Source organism: Paenibacillus sp. NPDC058071 (assembly GCF_042885235.1).
GTDB lineage: Bacteria > Bacillota > Bacilli > Paenibacillales > Paenibacillaceae > Pristimantibacillus.
In genome coordinates this window covers 62,037-78,206 of the sequence record NZ_JBHVSK010000003.1, presented here as the reverse complement: position 1 = coordinate 78,206, position 16,170 = coordinate 62,037, and the positions used below count along the sequence as shown (strand labels likewise).

The window sequence follows — 16,170 nt, the reverse complement described above, 5'->3', positions numbered from 1 at the left end:
AAAGGAGTTGGATAGATTGCGCGTACTGGGCATCGACCCCGGCATTGCCATTGCAGGCTTTGGATTCATTGACAAGGAAGGGCATAAGCTGACCCCCGTTCAATACGGCTGCATCCAGACGGCCGCGCATACGCCGCCGCAGGAACGACTGCTGCAGGTATATGATTCGGCGGTCGCGTTGATTGATAAGTATAAGCCGGATGCCGTTGCAATCGAGAAGCTGTTTTTCAATCGCAACGTGACGACGGCCTTTGACGTCGGGCAGGCGCGCGGCGTCATTATTTTGGCCGCTGCTCAGCGAGGTCTCCCGGTTGCGGAGTATACGCCGCTGCAGGTGAAGCAGGCGGTGGTCGGCTACGGAAAAGCGGAGAAGCGTCAGGTGCAGGAAATGGTCCGAATGTTTCTTAAGCTTTCGCAAATACCGAAGCCGGATGATGTAGCCGACGCTCTCGCGGTGGCAATCTGCCATGCCCATTCGGCCGTTATGGCCCAGAAAATAAACGAGGTGCGTCGATGATCGATTTTTTGCGGGGTAAAGTAGCCCTATTGGAAACGGAATATATCGTGCTTGACGTTCGAGATGTCGGCTACCGCGTATTTACGCCTAATCCATACGCCTTTGCGGCCAAGGAGGATGCGATAACGGTATATATTCATCATCATGTACGCGAGGACGCTGAACTGTTGTACGGCTTCGAGTCGCGCGAGGAGCAGGCGCTGTTCCGCAAGCTGCTGGAAGTGTCCGGAATCGGACCAAGAGTCGCGCTTGGTATATTGGCCGGAGGACGGCCGGATGCTGTCATCGCAGCGATTCATCAAGAAAATATCGCATTTCTGACGAAATTGCCGGGGATCGGAAAAAAAACGGCGCAGCGCATGATCCTCGATTTGAAGGACAAGCTGTCAGGCAGTGTGTCCGACGCAGGTTTGCTGGCCGCTGCCGGTCTAGCGCCGTCAAGTTCGTCAACCGGATTATCGGGAACGGGAACGGCATGGGAGGAAGCGCGCGATGCGCTCGCGGCGCTTGGCTACACAGCGGCTGAGCTGGATCGGGCATGGATCAGCTTGCAGCCGACGGTTACCGAGGAGGAAACGGTCGATTCGCTGATGAAGCGAGCGCTGCAGCAGCTGTTCAAGGGTTGATTTAAAGGAGCTGAAGGCGGTTGGATGAGAGAATTATTTCCGCGAATTTAATGATGGACGAGCAGGCCATGGAGCTTAGCCTTCGTCCGCGCTATTTGGCTGAATATATCGGGCAATCGAAAGCGAAGGAAAATTTAAAAATATATATCGACGCGGCGAAGCTCCGCAAGGAAGCGTTGGATCATGTCTTGCTCTACGGTCCGCCAGGGCTGGGCAAGACGACGCTGTCCAACATTATAGCCAACGAATTGGGCGTCAATCTTCGAACGACGTCCGGTCCAGCGATCGAGCGGCCGGGCGATTTGGCGGCGCTGCTGACCAACTTGCAGGAAGGCGACGTGCTGTTCATCGACGAAATTCATCGCCTGCACCGGACGGTTGAAGAGGTGCTCTATCCGGCGATGGAGGACTACGCGCTTGATATTATGATCGGCAAAGGTCCGAGCGCTCGCTCGGTAAGGCTTGATCTGCCGCCATTTACGCTTATCGGGGCAACGACAAGAGCGGGCTTGCTGTCCGCGCCGCTTCGCGACCGATTTGGCGTAATTAGTCGCTTGGAGTTTTATACGGTGGACGAACTGGCGTATATCGTCACGCGGTCAGCCGAAATTTTCGATATTGCGATTATCGGCGAAGCTTCCCAGGAAATTGCAATGCGCTCACGGGGGACGCCGCGTATTGCGAACCGGCTGCTGAAACGAGTGCGCGATTACGCGCAGGTTCGCGGGGACGGCATCATTACGCATGAAATTGCGAACGCCGCGCTTGAATTGCAGCAGGTCGACCCTGTAGGTCTGGACAGCATCGATCATAAAATGCTGCTCGCGATGATGACTACTTTCTCCGGCAGGCCTGTCGGTCTCGATACGATCGCCGCGTCGATTGGCGAGGAATCCCAAACGATCGAAGACGTATACGAGCCGTATTTGATGCAGATCGGCTTCCTGCAACGGACACCGCGCGGACGGATAGCAACGGATCAAGCATACCGGCATTTGGGCTTGCCGCTGCCGGAACGATGAGCGGATCTAGCAAAGAAACGCTTTACGTCATTTATGACGGGCATTGCCGGCTTTGCATCGCTACCGTCACTAAGCTGCAAGCTTGGCCATCCAAAGCTGAACTCCTATTTTTGACGATCCAAGCGCTCGAGGAAAGCTCGGCGGCTTGGCCCCCAACCGGGAAGGCAATGCCGTCTTCCTCTGAATTGTATGAGCGGATTCACGTCTTAGACGCAGAGGGGCTTCTATTCGGAGGAGCGGACGGCGTCGTGCGAATTATGCGCACGCTTCCCGGCATGGGACCGATCGCTGCCTTGTATCGGGTGCCTGGAATGAACCGGCTGGCAGATCGGATGTATCGGTTCATCGCCGCTAGGCGATATGAATGGTTTGGCAGAACGGAGAGCGGCTGCGCCGCCAACGGCTGTTCACTGCCGAAGACAACTGGGGAAGGGGAACGATAACATGAAATTCCGTTCGCCATTATGGCGACTGACTGCATTGACGTTAATCGGTTTATTGACCGTCTCGACGCTCGCGGTTCAGCCTTCGCAAGGGGCCGTTCCAACGTGGGATACGATTCGTGTCGCGATCTTTTTGCAATTGCCGGGGAAATACACGGTAAATACACCGGCAGCTACGCTTTCATCCAGCGGCGGTTTGACTGTCGGCATGCGGGAGCCTTCCGGCACGAGCGAATGGCTGACGGCTGGCGGCGGCGCACAACTGCGTTTCGCAAAGGACGATTACAAAGTCAAAGTGGCGGAAACGGCTAGCTTCGATACCGCCCTGAACGTGTATAAACGTCTACAATCCGCTTCCGGCACCGGTTTTATTACATCGCTGACTAAAAACGGCAAGCGGGTATATCAGGTTACGGAGGGTACATACGCCAAAGCGTCGGATGCGTCCGCCGCTTTGAACAAATGGAACGGCGACGCGCAGCTTACAAAGCTGACAGGCGGTGCGGCCGGCGAATTGGTCGGTCCGCTTCATTTGGAAGCGGGAAGCTATGCGACGGCGTCGGCCGCACAGCAAGCGGCTAATCAAATTGGCGCAGAAGGCGTCGACGCTTTTGTCGCCGTCCGCAAACTGGCCAGCAGTAATGCTGCCGTATATTCGGTCATGGTCGGCGCAGCGGCGGATGCAGCCAGCCTGGAGTTAATCCGAGTACAGGCTGGCGCCTCCGGCGCCGGTCTGCGGCCAGCGGCAGACGGTTCATACTTGCTGCTGCGCAATGATCATACGCTGACAGGGAAAGCGGACAGCCCGCTGACGCTGTATGCCTTCCCGTCTAGCTCGAAGGTTTGGGTGCAGCCTAATGCTGCTGATCCAATCAAACTAACGGAAAGATTTAACCGAACGTATCGCGGACAGTTTGAAATGAGTGATTTCAACGGCAAGCTCGCCGTCGTTAACGAGTTGCCGTTCGAGCATTATTTATATTCGGTTGTAGGGGGCGAAATGAGCGCTTCTTGGCCGAACGAAGCGCTGAAATCGCAAGCGGTGGCAGCGCGGACATACGCGCTTTATCAAGGCTACGGCTTTCAAATTGCCAACGTAGTGGATAGTGTCAACAGTCAGGTGTACAGCGGAACAAGCACAGAGAAGCCATCTACGATCCAAGCGGTCAACGAGACTGCGGGAGAAGTGCTGCTTCACAAAGGCAAGCTGATCGAAGCGTTGTTCTCGTCCAGCGCAGGCGGAATGACGGCTGACGCGAAAGAGATCTGGGGCAACGCCGTTCCTTACTTGCAAGCGGTGAAAAGCCCAGAGGACAAAGCTTCCGAGAAGGGACTCTACCGCTGGTTCCGCGTTGCACTATCGAACGGCTCTAGCGGCTATATCCGGGAAGATCTGCTCAGCGATACGGGACGGACGAACCCCGCTGGTTTAAAGCTGATGCGGGTCACGACGGACGGGACAAAGGTGCGCAAGGAACCGGTTATTCAAGATTCTACGCCGCTTGTTGCAACGTTAAATACAGGCGCCGAAGTCGCCGTTCTGGAGATCGCTACTCAAAACAACCAAATGTCATGGGTAAAGGGACCAGTTACTTCGGACGAGCTTCTTGCTTCAATGAAAGGGCAGACGACGCAGGCGGTTCAAGGGCCGATTGTTTCGCTTGAAGTGAGTGCCACCGGGCCTTCCGGCCGGGTAACGGAAATGAAAGTGAACGGAAGCACGCTGCCGGTCAAGAGTCCGGTCAATCTGCGGCCGGCGCTTGGCGGCTTGCAGAGCACGCTGTTCCAGGTTGACGAGACGGCGAAGGTTTCGATCACCGGAGCGGGAGGCGCTTCCAGAACGAAGAAAGGCTCGGAAACGCTCTACGTGATCGGAGCGGACGGCTCGTCACGCCCGGCGGACAGTTCGATGTATGTGTTAAACGGTTCGGGCAAGGTGCGCCAAACAACCAAGGATCCTGCTTACCGCTTCATAGGGACCGGCAACGGGCATGGCGTCGGATTATCTCAATATGGCGCACTGGGGTTGGCGAACCAAGGGTATGACTATTCCTATATCTTGCAATACTACTATAAAGATGTAACCATCGCTAAGGAATGAATAACATTATGAATGTCGATTTATTCGATTTTGATTTGCCTGAGCGTTTGATCGCACAGACGCCGCTTGCGGAACGCTCGTCGTCTCGGCTACTCACGCTGAACCGCAGCACTGGAGCGATCGCTCATCGCAGCTTTACCGATATTGCCGACTATATGAAAGCCGGCGATGTCCTAGTCTTGAATGACACAAGAGTTATTCCTGCCAGATTAACCGGGATCAAGCCGGATACCGGTGGGCGGGTTGAGCTGCTGCTGCTGCGGCAGCTCGAGGATGACCGCTGGGAGACGCTGGCCAAGCCGGCCAAGCGTTTGAAAACGGGCTCCGAGCTTTGGTTCGGCGATGACGGGGAAGGCAAGCCGCTCCTGCGCGCAGTCGTGGAAGCGGAAGGCGAAATGGGAGCGCGCAAGGTGCGGTTTCATTACAATGGCATTTTTAACGAATTGCTGGACCGGTTAGGCGAAATGCCGCTTCCTCCGTACATTAAGGAGCGGTTAGAGGAGAAGGAACGGTATCAAACTGTATATGCAAAGCATGAAGGCTCGGCCGCTGCGCCGACCGCTGGCTTGCACTTTACGAAGCCGTTTCTGGCCCAGCTAGCGGACAAAGGCGTGCAGATCGCCTTTATCACGCTTCATGTCGGGCTTGGCACGTTTCGTCCGATGTCTTCGGATACGATCGAAGAGCATGAAATGCATTCGGAATATTATGAACTGAATGAAGAGAATGCACGTATAATTAACGAGGCGAAAGCGAGAGGCTCGAAAATAATAGCTGTCGGAACGACGTCCTCACGAACGTTGGAGACAGTTGCCGGCCGCTTTGAAGACAAGCCGATCGAGGCATGCAGCGGATGGACGAGCATATTTATTTATCCCGGATACGAGTTTAAGCTTGTAGACGCGCTGTTGACCAATTTTCATTTGCCGAAATCGACGCTTGTCATGCTGGTCAGTGCGCTGGCCGGCCGCGAAACAATTATGGCGGCTTACAAGGAAGCGGTCGACCTGGAGTATCGGTTTTTCAGCTTCGGCGACGCTATGTTTATCTATTAGAAACTTCATTGAGAACAGGAAGAGTGAACGGTGGCAGTAAAATACGAATTGATAAAAGTGTGTAAGCAATCGGGGGCGCGTCTCGGACGCGTTCATACCCCCCACGGCGTCATTGAAACGCCGGCGTTTATGCCGGTTGGCACGCAAGCGACCGTGAAGACGATGAGCCCGGAAGAGCTCAAAACGATGGATGCGCATATAATTTTAAGCAACACCTATCACCTCTTTCTTCGTCCGGGCCACGAGCTGGTGAAGAAAGCGGGAGGGCTGCACAAGTTCATGAATTGGGACCGCCCGATTCTGACCGACAGCGGCGGATTTCAGGTTTTCAGCCTAAGTGAAATGCGTAAAATTACGGAGGAAGGCGTTCATTTTCGTTCGCATTTGAACGGAGACAAGCTGTTTCTATCGCCGGAAGTGGCAATGGAAATCCAGAATGCGCTCGGCTCAGATATTATGATGGCGTTTGACGAATGCGCGCCTTATCCGGCTGAATACGATTATGTCAAGAAATCGCTTGAACGTACGACCAGATGGGCGGAGCGTTGCTTGAAGGCGCACGAGCGTACGCATGACCAAGCGCTGTTCGCAATCGTTCAGGGCGGAATGTACAACGATCTGCGCGTGCAGAGCGCTAAAGATTTGACTTCCATGGATTTCCCGGGGTATGCTATTGGTGGATTGAGCGTAGGCGAGCCTAAACATTTGATGTACGAAGCGCTCGATCATACGGTGCCATGGCTGCCGTCGGACAAGCCGCGTTACTTAATGGGAGTAGGGTCTCCCGACGCGCTGCTCGAAGGATCGATTCGAGGAGTCGATATGTTTGATTGCGTGCTGCCGACGCGAATCGCCCGCAACGGGACGACAATGACGAGTCAAGGGCGTCTGGTTATCCGCAATGCGAAGTTTGCGGAAGATTTCGGTCCGCTGGACCCGAATTGCTCCTGCTATACTTGCCAAAATTATTCGCGCGCTTATATACGTCATTTGCTGAAAGCCGACGAGACGTTCGGCATCCGGCTTACGACCTATCATAACTTGCACTTTTTACTGCAACTCATGCGGGACGTGCGACAGGCGATTATGGATGATCGTCTGCTTGATTTCAGAGATTCGTTCTTCGAGTCGTACGGTCTGTATGAAAACGATAAAGGATTTTAGAAAGGGGGGAAAACGATGTCATTGTTACTGGCTGAAGGCGCAGCACCGACCCAAAATATTTGGGGCATGATCTGGCCTTTCATTTTAATGTTTGCCGTCTTCTATTTCTTGCTTATCCGTCCGCAGCAAAAGAAGCAAAAGCAACGCACTTCATTGCTGAGCCAACTGAAAAAAGGCGACAAAATTTCGACAATCGGCGGTCTGCACGGCACAATTGTGGAGCTGACTGACGATACAGTCGTTCTTCGCGTCAACGACACGACGAAGATGACTTTCGAGCGCAGCGCGATCAATGCGGTTATTAATAGCGCGCCAACTACCGAAACGGAATAATGAAAAGGCAGCAATTCTGCCGCCGAAAGCCTGTAACCTGATGTTAATCAGATTACAGGCTTTCTCTTTTTGTTGGGCAATCTCAATTACTTCTTCAAATTGACGCCAATCATGCCGCCGACGGCGCCAGCAAACAAAGCGACGGTAAGCAGCGTAAGGCTGCGCAGCGATAAACCGGCGTCCGCAGCAAGAAAGCCGATAATCAGAATAATTAAGCTGTACACAAATCCGAGCAATCCTCCAAAGTACCAGCCTTTGCGGCCAGATCGCTTGCCGGAGACGATGCCGCCGGCTAGTGCAGACAATCCATGAACGCCCATCGAATAGGCGGGCAGATTGTTTTCCCTCATATTTCCTAAATGGAGCAATAGCGAAAGCAACAGCGCCCCCGCTGCCAGCCAGAGAATGGCAAACAAGATGCCTGCCAGCACAGGAGAGCCGATAAGCGGCGATTTGGGTACAGGCTTGACCGTATTCACAAATTTTCCCCCTCCCTATACAAGGTTCCAATTGTAGCTCTATTAATCCATATGGCCAAGCCGCATCGAATAGTACAAGGAGTTGGCTTGTAAGGCTTTCTTTTTCGAAAGACGATCCGTTTCGGTTTTCGCTGGAAGCTGCCATAAATTCGTAAGCCGGCTAGTCGTATGATGCGGCGATGAGGAGGTGAGAATAGCTGTACAGGCAGCCGCAGACGGCCGAACCGCTGCGGGCATGGGCATAACGAGGAGGGATTTTCATTGGATTTTTGGGGCCTGCTGGTCCGAACCGTGATGATTTACTTCGTCGTATTTTTGATCATGCGATTTATGGGGAAGAGGGAAATCGGCAAGCTGTCCGTTTTTGATTTTGTTATCTCGATTATGATCGCCGAAATGGCGGTTCTTGTTATCGAAGATATGGATCGTTCCTTTTGGGAAGGAGTCGTCCCGATGGCAGTTTTGCTGGTCATACAGCTAATCACGGCGTTTATCAGCTTGAAAAGCCGCAACATGAGATTGCTCTTGGATGGAAAGCCTAGCGTTATCGTTGCAAACGGCAAGCTAAATCGCGACGTTATGAAGAAACAGCGTTATAACTTGGACGATCTAATGCTGCAGCTCAGAGAAAATCGGGTGAGCCGGTTAGCCGATGTGGAATTTGCCATTTTGGAAACGTCCGGCAAGCTGTCGGTGATCACGAAGGAAGATGATCTCGATTCGTTGGAATCGGACGAAGAGGGAAATACGGATAAGAGAAAGCCGATCGATATCGGGGGAGAAGCAGAACGAGTAAAACCGGTTGTGTTCCAGAAAGAAAAATCGGTGATACCGCCTAAATACCGGTTTGAAATATTGCCGATTCCGCTAATAATGGACGGCAAGGTACAGGACCGGAATTTAGAGAAGCTGGAGAAGACGCGATTCTGGCTTAAAAATGTGCTTCAGGAGCAGGGCGTTACTGATTTTAAGGATGTTTTTCTATGTACGATCGACCATAAAGGCAAGCTGTTTATCGATTCCGATCGAAAGCCGCGTTCGTGAAGAGGGGCAATCACCCTCTTTCGCGAGACGCGGCTTTTTTTAGCGTGCTTTTTTATTTTGATATCTGTTTCCGGCTCACTGCAAGTCATTTGAACCATTGGCCAAAGAGCGGGATTCTGGCGATGTCGTACCGGTCGATAATACGCATCCACACCATCAGCAGCAAATAAACGGCGACGCCGGCAGCACAAGCGGCCAACAAATCGATCCACTCGGTGCCAAGCGGCCCGCGATTAAGAATCCATTTCGCAGCGGCTCCCATGATGACCATAGCCGCCCCGACTTTCAGGAAGTCCAGCATATTCATTTTAAAGCCGATGAACCGAAGTACGCTGATGCCGTGCAGTACCGTTACGAGCACGATATTGACGTTGATAGCGATGAGCGCTCCGTAGATGCCCAGTTCCGGCTTTGACGCGAGCTGCACGATTAATACCAGCTTGACGGCCGCACCGATGAAAGTATTCATTAGAGCCGTACCAGGCTTGTCTAACGCTTGAAGAGCAGCCTGCAATGGAGCTTGCAAATAGATGAATAGTCCGACCGGGGCGATCAGCGCAAGCATGGGGGCGATATCCGCGTGGTTGTAAAGGATGCGGCATATCGGCTCGGCAAAAAGGCCCATAACGACAACAAACGGCGCCCCCGCGACAAGCGAAAGCCTCATCGATTGATGCATGCGTTTATGAATGATCGCTTTCTCGCCTCTTGCCGCCGCTTCGGACAGCGAGGGCACAAGCGAGGCAGCGAGAGAGGACGTCAAGGCGGTCGGCAGGAGCAGCAGCGGAATAATCATCCCTTGAAGCGCCCCGTACTGCGCGGTAGCAGCTCCCGTTGCAATGCCGGCGGCAGCCAGGCTCCGGGCGGTAAAAATCGATTCCAGCAAGTAGGACAGAGAGCCGACCATGCGGCTGGCCGTCACTGGCACTGACAGGGTGAGCAAGCGGCGCAGTACCGGTGTTCGAGGCTTGGAGGCAGTGGAGCTGTTTTTAGAGAGGTCCTCGCTCAGCATGTCCGCCGGAACGGTTGGCTGTCCTTTGCGGCTTCGGTCGCGCGCATACTTCCACAGCATGACCGCAAGGCCTCCGACTTCCCCAACCACAACGCCCAGCATTGCTCCAGCGGCGGCCCATTCTAGTCCTTTTGGCAGCAGCAAATAGGCGAAGACGAGCGTGCACAGAATGCGGATGACCGTTTCAGTTATTTGCGAGACGGCAGATGGAATCATATTTTGCTTGCCTTGAAAATAACCGCGGTAGACGGAAGAAACACCGATGATGAGCAGAAGAGGCGTCATCGCCAAAAAGGTGCGGTATACCCTTGCGTCGGGCAGCACGTGGGAAGTAATCCAGGGAGCAAACAGCAGCAACGCCGCTGTCATCAGCAAGGAGAGAATAATGGTAAGTCCCATGGCGCTGCGAAAAATCTGTTTGACCCGCCCGTGGTCGCCTTTCGATTCCGCTTCGGCGATCCACTTGGCTACGGCAAGCGGAATGCCTCCTGTTATGACGGTCAGCATGACGGTCAAAAACGGATAACTGAGCTGGTACAGTCCGACGCCTTCGGCACCGATAATGCGCGGCAGGGCAATACGCGGAACGAAGCCGAGCAGCCGGTTAATGACGCCGGCCGCAAGCAGGATCATGGCGCCTTTGATAAAGGTTTGCTTGGTCATTTTCGAGGCCCCTCATCTCTTCCATCTTGAACTGGAAAGGTCCGGCTTCGCCGATGGTCGGTGGAGACAGGCCTTTTGTAAAACTTTATGCGCGGCATGTCCGATTCATGATTTTATCCAATTTTATCATTTGACCTGCGGCTTGAAGGAATTGTCGAACGGGCAGCGAATACTTTGTACAGGAACGAATTATCAACCGGGAGGACGCAGGTAATGGGAGATGAAGAACTAAATGGCGTCATCGAGCAGTTATGCCAAAGCAAAGCGGAGGAATTTCATCTCATCGGGTACGAGCATGTAACGGGACAGGAAATATGGGAATGCGTGAACGACGGATACCGCAAAACCGGACAGCCGGGGCTTCATCAAATCGTGAATGATATTTTATCGTTGAAAATAACGAAATTTATGAATTTCATGACGTTGAACGCTTATCGGGGAACCCATTTCTAAGAGAGGGTTTCTTTTTTTTGACTCGTATTTTCTACACAAGTATAATAGGAATATTGAGAACATAAGGGGGACTATGGACGTATGAACGCGAAAAGAATTATAGCCTTCCTGGCAATCGTCGTCATTATGTTTGGCGTCATCGCTTGGAGCAGTCCTGATTTAGTCAAAGGCATGCGGCTTGGGCTGGACTTGAAAGGCGGATTCGAAGTTTTGTACGAGGCGACTCCGCTTGAGGGCGGGGACAAGGTAACGCCGGAATCGCTTAAGAAAACAGCGAAAAGCTTGCAGGAACGGGCGGACAAGCTCGGGATCGCCGAGCCGGACATTAAGACGGAGGGCACGAACCGGATCCGCGTACAGCTGGCTGGCGTAACGAACGAAGAAGAAGTTCGGACAATTATGAGCAAGCCGGTCAACCTTACTTTCCGTGCGCCGGACGGTACGATTAAGCTGAACGGCAACGATTTTGTACAAAACGGCGCGAAGGTCGAATACGACTCGATGGGCCGTCCGATGATTACGATTAAGCTGAAGGACGCTTCCAAGTTCGAGAAAGTGACGACGGAGCTGACGGGCAAATCGCTCGGCATTTATTTGGATGAAGAAATGCTGTCCAATCCTGGCGTCGACTATCCGATTAGCGGCGGCAGCGCGCAAATTTCGGGCTCTTTTACATTGGAAGAAGCTAACAATTTGAAGGATACGATCAACTTGGGCGCATTGCCGCTTAAATTGACGGAAAAATATACGCAAAGCGTAGGCGCAACGCTCGGCAAGCAGTCGCTTCAGGACACGGTAGGGGCAGGCCTGATCGGTACGGCAATCGTTCTCTTGCTGATGATTGTCTTGTTCCGGATTCCAGGCGTGATCGCTGCAATTACAGTTATTACGTACACTTGGCTGCTCGTGCTCGTGTTTGAGCTAATGAACGCGACCTTGACGCTGCCGGGCATTGCCGCCTTTGTGCTCGGGATCGGGATGGCGGTCGACGCCAACATCATTATGGCGGAAAGGATCAAGGAAGAGATTCGCAGCGGCAAGAGCTTGCTGTCCTCCTTGAAGGCAGGCTCGAAAAACTCCTTCCGTACCATTATGGACGCCAACATTACGAACATTATCGCAAGCGTTGTGCTTTACTACGTCGGCAATGGCGCGATTCGCGGCTTTGCTTTGACGATGATCTTCAGCATTTTGGTAAGTATTTTGACGAACATTTTCTTGTCTCGATTCCTGATCAACCTGCTTGTACGCAGCAATGTATTTACTAAACCTGGCTATTTCGGCGTGAAGGAGGCGGAGATCCGTGAACTTTAATACAAAAGTGCATTTTGATTTCATGAAGCACCGCAAAACGTTTTTCATCGCTTCCGCGGTACTCGTGGTCATCGGCATTCTCTCGCTGCTTTTATTCAGCATGAATTTCGGCGTCGATTTCAAAGCCGGCACAACGATGGATATATCGGTCGGCAAAAGCGTATCGCAGCAGGAAGCGAAGGAAGTGCTTGCTGGGGCCGGCTTTGAAGATGTGACCCCTGTCATCGGCGGATCGGATAGCAGTCGCGTATCGGTCCGATTCGACGAGGTGCTGGAACAATCGGAAACGAAGAAAATCGAAGGCGCTTTTAGCGAGAAGTTCGGCGATCATGTATCGACCGAGGTCTACGTCGTATCGCCGGATATGGCCAAGGATTTGGGCAAAAAAGCAATCGTCGGCATCGTTATCGCAAGTTTGGCGATTATGCTGTACGTCATGATCCGATTTGAATGGCGCTTCGCAGTAGCCGCCAATATCGCCATTTTATATGACGCATTCGTCGTAATCGCGGTGTTCTCGATTTTCCGTTTGGAAGTCGATTTGCCGTTTATCGCAGCCGTATTGACGACGATCGGTTATTCGATCAACGATAAAATCGTTATTTTTGACCGGATTCGTGAAAATCTTCGTTTCGGCAAATTCAAGAACGGAGAACAACTGGCGGAAATGGTCAACCAAAGCTTGTGGCAAACGATGGCAAGGAATATTTATACCGTATTGACCGTATTGATTATTGCAGCCTGCCTGTTCGCATTCGGCAGCGAATCGATCAAACTGTTCGCACTTGCGAAAATGATCGGTCTCGTAAGCGGCGCGTACTCGTCGATTTGTATCGCGGCGCCGTTGTGGCTCGTATTTAAATCGAAACAAAAACCGAAGGCGAAGCAGCCGGCCAAAACAGCTGTGTAACTCGCAGGAACGTCCATACTATTACATGACGAGCTGGAGGCATTATGTTAACCAAACAACGAAATGCTGGAGCAGAGTCGGCCGTTCGGACGGATTTGTGGGGAAATGCGGCACTTGCGTTGTTTAAAGGCATAGTAGCCGTTTTATCGGGCAGCAAGTCTTTGCTGGCCGATGCCATCCGAACGGCCGCCGTATCGGCGGAAACGTACGCCGGACGATACGGCGCGCGCCATAATCGCAAACAGCCGAAAGAGGGGCGTTCCAGGATCGGCAAGACCGTCAGCGTTTTGCTGCCGGTCCTGTTTTTAATTGCCGGTCTAGAAATCGGAATCGCTGCCGTCAGAGACATGACCGAAGCGGCGGAAGCGTCGCTTAAGGTTCCTCATTGGAGCTCGCTCGCAGCAATTGTCGCAGCCATTCTCGTGCAGCAATTTTTACTGCCGCCAAAGGAGCGGGGACTCGGGTTGTTCGTTTCCTTGGCAGCTTTAATCGGAACGGGCGGGGCGCTGGTCGGTAAGCAGCTTGAACTGCCCGCCCTGTATTATTTGGATCCAGCCTGCGCAATCGTCATTGCGGTTGTCGTTCTGCTGGACGGTTATCGCATGTTTGCGGCTTTCATGCGCAAGGAGCAGCGGTTCGCAGCCGACCAGTATGAGGATGCTGACGATTTGATGCAGCTCATTCAGCGCGTAGAAGGGGTTATTACTGTTGAATCGCTGCGCGCCAGGGAACAAGGGCATTATGTAGCGGCCGATGTCGTTATCAGCGTCAACCCGCGCATTTCGGTACTGGAAGGCCATCATATCGCAAAGCGTGTCAAACAGCTGCTGATGATGCGTTTCAGCCATGTGACGGAAGTGCAAATTCATGTCGAACCGTATGATCCGGGCTATCCGTATAAGTCCAACCATGATCCGAATCAGGAGCATGCGCCGACTTTACTGCAATAACGGCAAGTAGAAGGAAGGGGTTGAACTCGGCGTGATACAAGCAAAGACACGCTGGACTTTGGCGCCTTGGAATTCGGAATATGAAAGGCAGGCGCAGCAGCTGTCCGATTCGCTGCGCGTTTCGCCGTTAGTGGCGAAGCTGCTCGTGCAGCGGGGTTACGGCGATCAAGCAGCCGCGGAGCGGTTTTTGCGCGGCGGAGAAGACTTGCTACATGATCCTTTTTTGCTCAAGGACATGGAGGCGGCAGTCGCCCGTATTCGCGCCGCAGCGGATAAACAAGAGAAAATCAGAATATATGGCGATTACGACGCCGATGGCGTGTCCAGCACATCGCTGCTCGTACATGTTTTTCGCGAACTTGGCTATCATTTCGATTATTATATTCCGCATCGCGTGCAAGAAGGGTATGGTCTGAATCGCGGGGCGATTGAACTCGCAGCCTCCGAAGGCGTGTCGCTGCTGGTCACGGTTGATACCGGCATTAGCGCTTACGAAGAAATTGAGTATGCGAAGGGACTTGGCATCGATGTCGTCGTAACCGACCATCACGAGCCGCCAAGCCTCATCCCTGCAGCCGTTGCGGTCGTTAATCCGAAGCGTGCCGATTGCCCGTACCCGTTCAAAGGGTTAGCGGGCGTCGGTGTCGCTTTTAAGCTGGCGCATGCGCTGATGGGGCGGGCTCCGATGGAATGGGCGGATATTGTCTGCCTCGGCACGATCGCCGACATTATGCCTTTGACGGGCGAGAACCGGATGCTGGTGCGAAGCGGTCTTCAGCGTCTGCGCAACACAGGCAATATCGGCTTCCGCGCTTTGGCGGAAGCCGCTGGCTTCGAGCTGGGACAAACAACATCGCAGACGGTCGGCTTTAGTATGGCTCCGCGCATTAACGCGGCCGGCCGGCTGGATCATGCGAAGCGCGCCGTTGAACTGCTTACGAGCGTCGATTACGACGATGCGATATTGGCAGCTTCCTCGCTGGATGCATTAAACAAAGAGCGTCAACGGATTGTCGACGCGGTCGTCAAAGAAGCGGCGCAGCAATGGGCGGAGAAATGCGAGGCTGCCGAAGCGGCGGGAGAAGAAGCTCCCGCCGTTATCGTGCTTGCCGGGGAAGGCTGGAATGTCGGCGTTATCGGTATTGTCGCCTCCAAGCTGTTGGATCGCCATTACAAGCCGGTTGTCATCCTTGGCATCGACTCGGAAAGCGGCATGTGCAAAGGCTCCGCTCGTTCGATCGACGGCTTCGATCTGCATGAGGCGCTGACCGAATGCGCTGAGCTGCTGGACCACTACGGCGGCCATCAGGCGGCGGCGGGCATGAGCCTGCACCGCGATCGGCTGTCCGAGCTCGAGAGACGCCTTGGCGAGCTGGCGCTTGCCAAGATGAGCGAGCAAGAGTGGATACCGAAGACGCCGATTGATCTCGTCTGTCGCGTTGGCGAAGCCAATACGGATACGATTGCGGAGCTGGCCAAGCTGGAGCCTTTCGGAGCGGGGAATCCTTCGCCCCGTCTGCTGCTGCAAGGCGGAGCGCTTGGCGATTACAGGACGATGGGCAAGGAATCCAAGCATCTGAAGCTGCTGATGCGAGAAGGCCGGGCGGCGATCGATGCCGTCGGTTTCGGTATGGGTGAGCTTGCAGTAAGTTTGGAAGCGGGCATGCCGCTCGATCTTGTCGGCGAATTGTCTATTAACGAATGGAACGGGCAGCGTAAGCCGCAGCTGCAGATTCAAGATCTGCACCCGGCTAGCGCTTCCGGCCATTTTCCGGGCCGCGAGCAATTTGGTGCGGTATACATACAGCTGCGCAAGCTGAAGCGTGCTCCGCTTGCCGGACTGACAAGTATGCTCGCCGAAAGCTGCGGACATCCCGAATCGGTCATTGCGATGATGATGAACGTGTTCATGGATTTGGGCTTTATGACGGAAAAAGACGGCGAGGCGATTGTCGCCGAAGCGCCGGAGAAGAAGGATTTGAGCACTTCATCCTACTATCGGGAAGCGAAGCGGCAAGCCGAACGGCTGAATGCGCCGCATGTCTACTACGAAGAGATGGCATAATGATACGTGTATGAATAGA

General features: G+C 53.5%; 16 protein-coding genes. 14 read left to right on the top strand and 2 right to left on the bottom strand.

What is annotated here, in order from left to right; genetic code table 11:
- Positions 1 to 16: 16 nt before the first annotated feature.
- From ruvC to yajC, 8 genes are read left to right on the top strand one after another with little or no spacing between them, the layout of a single operon-like run.
- Positions 17 to 517 carry a crossover junction endodeoxyribonuclease RuvC gene (gene ruvC / locus ACFVTB_RS05845; RefSeq protein ID WP_387747010.1) on the top strand — a complete coding sequence of 167 codons (501 nt, stop codon included), beginning with the start codon at positions 17 to 19 and terminating at the stop codon, positions 515 to 517.
- Positions 514 to 1,143 (top strand): Holliday junction branch migration protein RuvA, encoded by a 630-nt coding sequence (gene ruvA, locus ACFVTB_RS05840; protein ID WP_387746319.1) that lies wholly within the window; start codon positions 514 to 516, stop codon positions 1,141 to 1,143. Before ruvC ends, ruvA begins: the two co-directional genes overlap by 4 nt.
- A gap of 20 nt (positions 1,144 to 1,163) precedes the next feature.
- Positions 1,164 to 2,165 carry a Holliday junction branch migration DNA helicase RuvB gene (gene ruvB, locus ACFVTB_RS05835; RefSeq protein ID WP_387746316.1) on the top strand — a complete coding sequence of 334 codons (1,002 nt, stop codon included), beginning with the start codon at positions 1,164 to 1,166 and terminating at the stop codon, positions 2,163 to 2,165.
- Positions 2,162 to 2,608 (top strand): thiol-disulfide oxidoreductase DCC family protein, encoded by a 447-nt coding sequence (locus tag ACFVTB_RS05830; RefSeq protein ID WP_387746315.1) that lies wholly within the window; start codon positions 2,162 to 2,164, stop codon positions 2,606 to 2,608. The genes ruvB and ACFVTB_RS05830 overlap by 4 nt, the downstream gene beginning before the upstream one ends.
- A gap of 1 nt (position 2,609) precedes the next feature.
- Positions 2,610 to 4,709 carry a SpoIID/LytB domain-containing protein gene (locus ACFVTB_RS05825; RefSeq protein ID WP_387746313.1) on the top strand — a complete coding sequence of 700 codons (2,100 nt, stop codon included), beginning with the start codon at positions 2,610 to 2,612 and terminating at the stop codon, positions 4,707 to 4,709.
- Positions 4,710 to 4,717: 8 nt separating this feature from the next.
- A complete protein-coding gene (queA, locus tag ACFVTB_RS05820; protein ID WP_387746311.1) occupies positions 4,718 to 5,764 on the top strand; it encodes a tRNA preQ1(34) S-adenosylmethionine ribosyltransferase-isomerase QueA in 1,047 nt (348 codons plus the stop codon).
- Between the two features lie 30 nt (positions 5,765 to 5,794).
- Positions 5,795 to 6,928 carry a tRNA guanosine(34) transglycosylase Tgt gene (tgt, locus tag ACFVTB_RS05815; protein ID WP_387746309.1) on the top strand — a complete coding sequence of 378 codons (1,134 nt, stop codon included), beginning with the start codon at positions 5,795 to 5,797 and terminating at the stop codon, positions 6,926 to 6,928.
- Positions 6,929 to 6,943: 15 nt separating this feature from the next.
- Positions 6,944 to 7,261 (top strand): preprotein translocase subunit YajC, encoded by a 318-nt coding sequence (gene yajC / locus ACFVTB_RS05810; RefSeq protein WP_387746307.1) that lies wholly within the window; start codon positions 6,944 to 6,946, stop codon positions 7,259 to 7,261.
- 86 nt (positions 7,262 to 7,347) lie between these two features.
- Here yajC and ACFVTB_RS05805 read toward each other — a convergent pair whose 3' ends face one another.
- Positions 7,348 to 7,740, bottom strand: coding sequence for a TIGR04086 family membrane protein (locus tag ACFVTB_RS05805; protein WP_387746306.1), 393 nt, complete (start codon positions 7,738 to 7,740; stop codon positions 7,348 to 7,350).
- Positions 7,741 to 8,034: 294 nt separating this feature from the next.
- On the opposite strand from ACFVTB_RS05805, the gene ACFVTB_RS05800 reads away from it, so the two are divergent.
- Positions 8,035 to 8,784, top strand: a complete 750-nt coding sequence (locus ACFVTB_RS05800; RefSeq protein WP_387747007.1) for a YetF domain-containing protein — start codon at positions 8,035 to 8,037, stop codon at positions 8,782 to 8,784.
- A gap of 85 nt (positions 8,785 to 8,869) precedes the next feature.
- On the opposite strand, the gene spoVB is transcribed toward ACFVTB_RS05800, so the two are convergent.
- Positions 8,870 to 10,459, bottom strand: coding sequence for a stage V sporulation protein B (spoVB, locus tag ACFVTB_RS05795; protein ID WP_387746304.1), 1,590 nt, complete (start codon positions 10,457 to 10,459; stop codon positions 8,870 to 8,872).
- Between the two features lie 213 nt (positions 10,460 to 10,672).
- Here spoVB and ACFVTB_RS05790 point away from each other — a divergent pair, with 213 nt between their 5' ends.
- From ACFVTB_RS05790 to recJ, 5 genes are all read left to right on the top strand, one after another.
- Positions 10,673 to 10,912, top strand: a complete 240-nt coding sequence (locus ACFVTB_RS05790; RefSeq protein WP_387746302.1) for a post-transcriptional regulator — start codon at positions 10,673 to 10,675, stop codon at positions 10,910 to 10,912.
- Between the two features lie 81 nt (positions 10,913 to 10,993).
- On the top strand, positions 10,994 to 12,226 hold the full coding sequence (gene secD, locus ACFVTB_RS05785) for a protein translocase subunit SecD (protein ID WP_387746301.1): 1,233 nt from the start codon (positions 10,994 to 10,996) through the stop codon (positions 12,224 to 12,226).
- Positions 12,216 to 13,136 (top strand): protein translocase subunit SecF, encoded by a 921-nt coding sequence (gene secF, locus ACFVTB_RS05780; protein WP_387746299.1) that lies wholly within the window; start codon positions 12,216 to 12,218, stop codon positions 13,134 to 13,136. The genes secD and secF overlap by 11 nt, the downstream gene beginning before the upstream one ends.
- 44 nt (positions 13,137 to 13,180) lie before the next feature.
- Positions 13,181 to 14,086 (top strand): cation diffusion facilitator family transporter, encoded by a 906-nt coding sequence (locus tag ACFVTB_RS05775; protein ID WP_387746297.1) that lies wholly within the window; start codon positions 13,181 to 13,183, stop codon positions 14,084 to 14,086.
- A 31-nt stretch (positions 14,087 to 14,117) separates the two neighbouring features.
- Positions 14,118 to 16,151 (top strand): single-stranded-DNA-specific exonuclease RecJ, encoded by a 2,034-nt coding sequence (recJ, locus tag ACFVTB_RS05770; protein ID WP_387746295.1) that lies wholly within the window; start codon positions 14,118 to 14,120, stop codon positions 16,149 to 16,151.
- Positions 16,152 to 16,170 lie beyond the last annotated feature (19 nt).